The sequence below is a fragment of the Micromonospora maritima genome (assembly GCF_902825405.1).
In the GTDB taxonomy this organism is placed as follows: Bacteria; Actinomycetota; Actinomycetes; order Mycobacteriales; family Micromonosporaceae; genus Micromonospora; species Micromonospora maritima.
In genome coordinates this window covers 1-6553 of the sequence record NZ_CADEAU010000310.1, presented here as the reverse complement: position 1 = coordinate 6553, position 6553 = coordinate 1, and the positions used below count along the sequence as shown (strand labels likewise).

Sequence of the window (6553 nt, the reverse complement as noted above, 5' to 3'; positions counted from 1 at the left end):
GTCGACGCCGCCGCACTGGCGGCGCTGGCCGCCGACGCCGCGCGGCAGGCCCGCCGGCTGCTCGACGGTCCCGCCGCGGACACGTGACCGGTCGTGCTCAGCCGGTGAGCACGACCAGCTCGCGGGTGGCGCGGGTCATCGCCACGTAGCGGTCCACCGCCCCCTCGACACCGTCGCCGAACGCCTCCGGGTCGACCAGCACGACCAGGTCGAACTCCAGCCCCTTGGCCAGCTCCGGGCTCAGCGACCGGACCCGGTCCCCGGCCGGGAAGGTCGGGTCGCCGATGACGCAGGCGGTCCCCTCGGCGTGCGCGGCGAGCCAGCCGTCCACCACGGCCCGCAGCTGCGACCGGGCGCCGTGCCGCACCGGTACGTCACCGGTGCGGACGGACGTCGGCACGTTCGCGTCCGGCAGCACGGCGCGGATGACCGGCTCGGCCTCGGCCATCACCTGCGCCGGGGTGCGGTAGTTGACGGTCAGCGTGGCCAGCGCGATCCGGTCGAACCCGACCCGCTCCAGCCGTTCCCGCCACGACTCGGCGAAGCCGTGCCGGGCCTGCGCGCGGTCCCCGACGACGGTGAAGCTGCGCGACGGGCAGCGGGAGAGCAGCATCTGCCACTCGGCGTCGGTCAGCTCCTGCGCCTCGTCCACCACCACATGCGCGAACGGGCCGGCCAGCAGGTCCGGGTCCACGACGCTCAGCGCGCTCTCGTCGACCAGGCTGGTCCGCATGTCCTCGCCGAGCAGCATGGTCATCAGGCCCTCGCCGTCGTCGTAGGCGTGCGTCGCGATCAGCGCGTCGACGACCGTGTCCATCTGGTCCCGCTGCGCGGCGAGGGTGGCCTCGTCGCGCCGCCGACGCCTCGACGCCTCCGGGTCGCCGACCCGACGCCGGGCCGCGTCCAGCAGCGGCAGGTCGGCCACCGTCCAGGCCCGGGCGTCGGCCCGCCGCAGCGTCCGGATCTCCTCGACGTCCAGCCACGGCGCGCACCGGCGCAGGTAGGCGGGCACGGACCAGAGGTCCGCCACGACGTCGGTCGGGTCGAGCAGCGGCCACGCCCGGCCGAACGCGGTGACCAGCTCCCGGTTGGTCGCCAGCGACCGGCGCAGCACGCCCTCCGGCTCGTCGCCGTCGTACTTCTCCAGCAGGATCGTGACCAGTTCCGCCCACACCTCGTCGCGCGCCTCGTTGTGCGGGGTGCCGGGCCCGGCCGCCTCGAACGCCCGCGCCCAGTCGTCGGCGGTCAGCCGCAGGTCGCCGTCCTCGACGGCGACGGTCGTCCCGGTCGTGGGCGGCTCCTCGTAGAAGCGCACCGCCGCGTCGACCGCCCGCACCAGGTCCGCGGACGACTTCAGGCGGGCCGCCTGCGGGTCGGTCTCGGCGGTCGCCACCGCGCCCTCCGGCACCAGGTCCCGCAGCGTGCAGATCTGCACCTCCTCCTCACCGAGGCTGGGCAGCACGTCGGAGACGTAGGTCAGGTACGGCTGGTGCGGGCCGACCACCAGCACCCCGCCCCGGCGCTCGCCGAGCCGGGGGTCGGCGTGCAGCAGGTACGCGGTGCGGTGCAGCGCGACCACCGTCTTGCCCGTGCCCGGCCCGCCGTCCACGACCAGCGCGCCCCGGGAGCCGGCCCGGATGATGGCGTCCTGGTCGGCCTGGATGGTGCCGAGCACGTCCCGCATCCGGGCCGACCGGGTGGCGCCCAGGCTGGCGAGGAACGCGGACTGGTCGTCGAGGGCGGCGTGGCCGGCGAGCCCGTCGGCGGTGAACACCTCGTCCCAGTAGTCGGTGATCCGTCCGCCGGTCCAGCGGTAGCGGCGGCGGCTGGCCAGGCCCATCGGGTCGGCGTGGGTGGCGCCGAAGAACGGCTCGGCGGCCGGTGAGCGCCAGTCGAGCAGCAGCCGGCCACCGGCGCCGTCGGTAAGGCCGAGCCGCCCGACGTACACCGGCTCCGCGCCGTGGGCGCCGACCATCCGGCCGAGGCAGAGGTCGAGGCCGTAGCGGCGCAGGGTACGCAGGCGCGCGGTCGTCCGGCGGATCTCCTGGTCCCGGTCGACGGCCTGCCGGCCCCTGCCGGCGGCGGCCCGGCGGGTGGCGTCGAGCCGGTCGGACAGGTCGGCGATCGACCGGCGCAGGCTCTCCGCGAGCGCGGCGAAGTGGCGTTCGTCGGCGGCGACCAACGCCGGGTCGGCCTTCGCCGCGAGGCGGTCGGGAAGATCGAAAACGCTGGTGGTGGGCGGGTTCAACTCGTCGGCTCCGATCTGTGGCGCATCCGTCCCGCCGGTACGCGGGCACGGCCGTACCTCCGCTCTTCGCGGCTTTTCCATTTCGTCGGGAACATGGCTTCGGCCGGCAATTCTGCGTCACCGACCGGGGCTTGCCGCAAGACCCCGGGTGCGCTATATGTTGGTAGTGGCGGGAGATCCCGCCATTCTTTTTGCGCGAACAATTCTTGTTCCCGTTCCTGGCCGCAGCGGCACGCGTCCCGCCGGGTCCCGGCCGGTACGATGGCGACACCATGTCGAAGGAGCGCAGGCGCAAGGCCGACCCCGCCCGTAGCCTGGCCCTCCTCTGGCGCACCAGGGAGCCGGCGAGCCGGGGCGCCGGGCCCGGTCTGAGCGTCGACCGGATCGTGCGGACCGCCGTCGAGATCGCCGACGCCGAGGGCATCGACGGGCTCACCATGCGCCGGGTCAGCGAGGCGCTCGGCGTCGGCACCATGTCGGTCTACACCTACGTGCCGGGCAAGGCGGAACTGCTCGACGTCATGGTCGACGCCGTCCTGGGCGACCTGCCCCGCCCGGTCGACGTGCCGGGCGGCTGGCGCGGGCGGCTGGAACGCATCGCCCGGGACAACCTGGCGCTCTACCGCGCCCACCCGTGGCTGCTGCGGGCCGAGACCACCCGGCCGGTGCTCGGCCCGAACGTGCTGGCCAAGTACGACTACGAGCTGCACGCCGTGGCCGACATCGGGCTCGACGACGTGGAGATGGACGCGGTGCTCACGCTCGTGCTCGGGCACGCCAAGAGCGCGGCCCGGGCCGCGCTCGACGTGGTCGAGCTGGAGCGGGAGACCGGGATGACCGACGACCAGTGGTGGCAGACCCACGGGCCGTGGCTGGAGAAGTTCATGGCCTCGGGCAGCTACCCGCTGGCCGCCCGGGTGGGCACGGCCGCGGGCCTGGCGCACGGCGCCGCGTACGGGCCGGACCACGCCTTCGAGTTCGGTCTGCAACGGGTGCTCGACGGCATCTCGGTGGTGGTCGCCGAGCGGACCGGCGACGCCTAGGGTGGTCGCGTGATCACCTGCGTCGTGCACTACACCATCGATCCGGCCCGGATCGAGGCGTTCGAACGGTTCGCCCGCGCCTGGATGCGGCTGGTGGCGCGCCACGGCGGCGTGCACCACGGCTACTTCCTGCCGGCCGAGGGCGCGAGCGACCGCGCCGAGGCGTTGTTCAGTTTCGAGAGCCTGGCGGCGTACGAGCGCTACCGCGCCCACTTCGGGACGGATCCGGAGTTCGTCGCGGCGGACCGGATCCGCGACGAGTCGGGTTGCGTGCTGCGCTACGAACGCACGTTCATGCGTCCGCTCCTGCCGACGGACTGAGCAGCGCCGGGCATCAGGTCTCTTCCGCGCGCCCGGCCTCCGCCGGCTCCGCGCCCGGCTTGCGCCAGGTGAGGCAGACCTTCAGGTTGCCCTCGGCGGCGGTCCTGGCGATCACCGCCCCGGCCTCGGTGGTCAGCTTGACGCCGAACTCCAGCGTGATCTCGTCGGGTTGGGCGTCCATCTCGCGGAACCGGGTCAGCGCCACCGAGGCCGCGGTGCGGACGTGCCGGAGAGCGGCGCCGAACGACGCGGTGGCGGCCTCGACCACGTCCGCGGACCGGGACACCGGCGAGATGTCGGGGCCGTCGGTGGCCACCTCCACCAGTACGAAGTCCGCTCCGTCCAGGTCGAACCGCTTCAGCTCGGACACAGATCCTCCTGATAGGCGTCCCGCGGCACGAGGGGGCGTACCGCGTCGTCGGTGTTCGGGTCGGCCAGCAGGGCGCAGAGCCGCGGCATCACGTCCGCCGCCGAATCGGTGAGCCGGGCCCGGGACCTCTCGCCCAGCCGGCGCAGCGGTGGCGGTTTCCCGGCCGCCGGCAGCACCACGCCGACCGTGGTGGTGTGCATCAACGCGAAGGCCCCGTCGGCGGCCCGCCCCAGCGGCACGGCGGCCCGCCATTCGCCGGCGTACGGGTGGGAGTCGGCGGCGCGGACGCCGTCGGGCAGCGACCAGAGTGTCAGCCGGGACGCCGTGTCACCCAGGTGGGTGATGGTGGTGTCGGTGGCGTTGAAGACGCTGGGCTGCCAGGAGAGCGCCAGGGCCGACCCGGTGGCGTCCAGCGCGATGGAGCCGTTGCGCTCCTCGTCGCGCAGGGTGAGCACGGGCGTGACCGGGCGCCGCGAGGAAGCGTCGAGGACGGTCACCCGGGTCCGATCGCCATTGCGGTCGCGGACCGTGGCGGCGACCCTGCGCCAGTCCGCGCTCATCGCCACGTCGCTGATGCCGTCGACCAGCACCTGGCGGGTGGCGGCGCCGGTGAGCGTGACGGCGGACAGCGCGGTCCGGGAGCCGAACGCGCCCGAGTCGTCGGTGGGCAGCTCGATCAGCAGGGCGTCGCGGCCGCCCGGGCCGAGCCACAGACGCCCGATCAGGCTGCGCCACGGCAGGGTGGACCGACCCAGTTCGGCGCCGGTGTCCACGTCCCACAGCACGACCGTGTTCCGCGTCCAGTCGGTCTCGCCCGGTGCGGCGCCCGACACCAGCACGGCCATCGTCCGGCCGGTCGGATCGATGCTCAGGTCACGGATCCGCGACGCGGCGCCCAGGCCGCCCAGGACCACCGCGCTGTGCACCCGCCGCTGGCGCACGTCGTAGACGACGAGACACGTCAACACCTGACTCAGTGACGTCGGGCGGCAGGTCGGGTAGTCGGCCGGGTCGGGCTTCGGCAGCCCTTCCGCGTCCACCGGAGCGTCGGTACGCAGGGTCGGCAGCACCGACTGCAGGAAGGCCACCCGGTTGCCGTCACGGCTGACGGTCGGCTGCATGGTGGCGACGTTCCCGGCCGACAGCCGGGTGAGCCCGGCGTCGCGCCGGACCCGGTCGGTGAGGCTCCACAGCGCGGGCCGGCCGGCGGCGTCGAGGGTGACCAGCGCTCGACCGTCGGCGCTGACCTGCTGCGACAGGTCGGTGCCGAACCAGTCGCCCCGGGGCGGCTCGGGCGTCGCGGCCGACGGCGTCGGATCCGGTGACCGGCCGACCCCGCCCTCGTAGCTCGGCACCAGCGCGTCGACGCCGTCGTAGCGATCGGGCAGTTCCAGGCCGAACTCCAGGTCCGGGTCGGTGCGCCACGCCCGCAGGGCCAGCTGGCGGGCGCCGTAGCTGTCGGTCCCCGACCGGGCGGCGGCCTTCACGGCCAGGTCCTTGGCGGCGATCTCCGCGCGCTGCTCGGCGGTGCTGCGCCAGGTGGTCGTGACCACCCCGAGCGCCACGGCCAGCGTCACCCCGACCGCGACGACCCGCTGCCGGCGTCGTCGCCGGCTGCCGGTGACGAACCCCCGCTCGGCGACGGTCAACTGATCGCCGTGCGAGGCCGTCCAGCGGCCGGCCTCGCGCAGGTCCGCGCCGGTCAGCCACCGCCGTGCCGTCCCGTCGCCGGACGTACCCGTCATCCGCAGCCGGAGCAGGTCCTGCCAGATGCGGAACTCGCGGTGGCGCTCGACCAGCGCGCGCAGCCGGGCCCAGCGGCTGACCAGCGACTCGTGGGCAAGCTCCACGCCAGGCACGGTGCCGGCCGCGCGCAGCACCAGAAGCCGGGTCGTCGCCAGCCGCTGGGCGACGGCCAGCCGCGCGTCGTCGAGGTCGGCCAGGACGGCGGTGCGGCGCACCGACAGGTTCGACTCCGGCAGCGGTCGGGTGAGCTGCACGAGCAGCCGTTCCGCCGCGGCCCGGGCGGGTGGGTCGAGGGCCTCCCACACCCGTTCGGCGTAGTCGGCCAGCGCCCCGCGCACGCCGCCCAGCGCGTCGTACGCCTGGTGGGTGAGCGCGCCCGCCCGGCGACGCTGCCACAGCTCGGTGAGGGTGAACTGCACCAGCGGCAGCGGGTTCGGCGCGTCGCGGACGTCCTCGACCATGCGGTCGACCAGCCCGGGCTCGACGCCGATGGTGCCGACCCGGGCCAGCGGTCCCTCGATCACCTCACGCAGCTGCTCGGGGGTGAGTTCGGCGATCGTCGCCGGCAGCCAGCCGGCGGCCAGCTCCGCCATGGCCGGGTCGCGCAGGCAGGAGCCGAGGAAGGTGTCCTGCATCGCCAGCACGACCGACACTCGCGCGGCCGGCCGCAGGGCGGTGCGCAGCACCTCGACCAGCGCCCGCCGGGCCGGCGGCGGCTGGGTGAACACCTCCTCGAACTGGTCCACGACCAGCACCAGGCGGTCCACGCCGGCGGCGGCCGACACCGCCGCCAGCGCGTCGACGGGGTGCCGCGCCAGCGCGGTC

At 74.8% G+C, this 6553-nt stretch carries 5 protein-coding genes; 2 read left to right on the top strand and 3 right to left on the bottom strand.

Going from position 1 to position 6553, the window contains the following annotated elements:
- Nucleotides 1-97 precede the first annotated feature (97 nt).
- Nucleotides 98-2329: an RNA polymerase recycling motor ATPase HelR gene (helR, locus tag HUW36_RS22780; protein WP_425487257.1), complete on the bottom strand. Its 2232-nt coding sequence runs from the start codon at nucleotides 2327-2329 to the stop codon at nucleotides 98-100.
- 191 nt (nucleotides 2330-2520) lie between these two features.
- Between helR and HUW36_RS22775 the strand changes: the two genes are divergently transcribed.
- Nucleotides 2521-3291 (top strand): TetR/AcrR family transcriptional regulator, encoded by a 771-nt coding sequence (locus tag HUW36_RS22775; RefSeq protein ID WP_174530041.1) that lies wholly within the window; start codon nucleotides 2521-2523, stop codon nucleotides 3289-3291.
- A 9-nt stretch (nucleotides 3292-3300) separates the two neighbouring features.
- Nucleotides 3301-3612, top strand: coding sequence for an NIPSNAP family protein (locus HUW36_RS22770; RefSeq protein WP_174530040.1), 312 nt, complete (start codon nucleotides 3301-3303; stop codon nucleotides 3610-3612).
- Nucleotides 3613-3625: 13 nt separating this feature from the next.
- Here HUW36_RS22770 and HUW36_RS22765 read toward each other — a convergent pair whose 3' ends face one another.
- Nucleotides 3626-3982: a CU044_2847 family protein gene (locus tag HUW36_RS22765; protein ID WP_174530039.1), complete on the bottom strand. Its 357-nt coding sequence runs from the start codon at nucleotides 3980-3982 to the stop codon at nucleotides 3626-3628.
- Nucleotides 3970-6553, bottom strand: a 2584-nt coding sequence (locus HUW36_RS22760) for an nSTAND1 domain-containing NTPase (RefSeq protein WP_484502601.1), incomplete at its 5' end; no start/stop codon positions are given. The genes HUW36_RS22760 and HUW36_RS22765, both read right to left, overlap by 13 nt.

Coding starts and splice junctions, on each gene's coding strand:
- helR (WP_425487257.1), bottom strand. CDS start 2,329: ATGGAAAAGCCGCGAAGAGCGGAGGTACGGCCGTGCCCGCGTACCGGC.
- HUW36_RS22775 (WP_174530041.1), top strand. CDS start 2,521: ATGTCGAAGGAGCGCAGGCGCAAGGCCGACCCCGCCCGTAGCCTGGCC.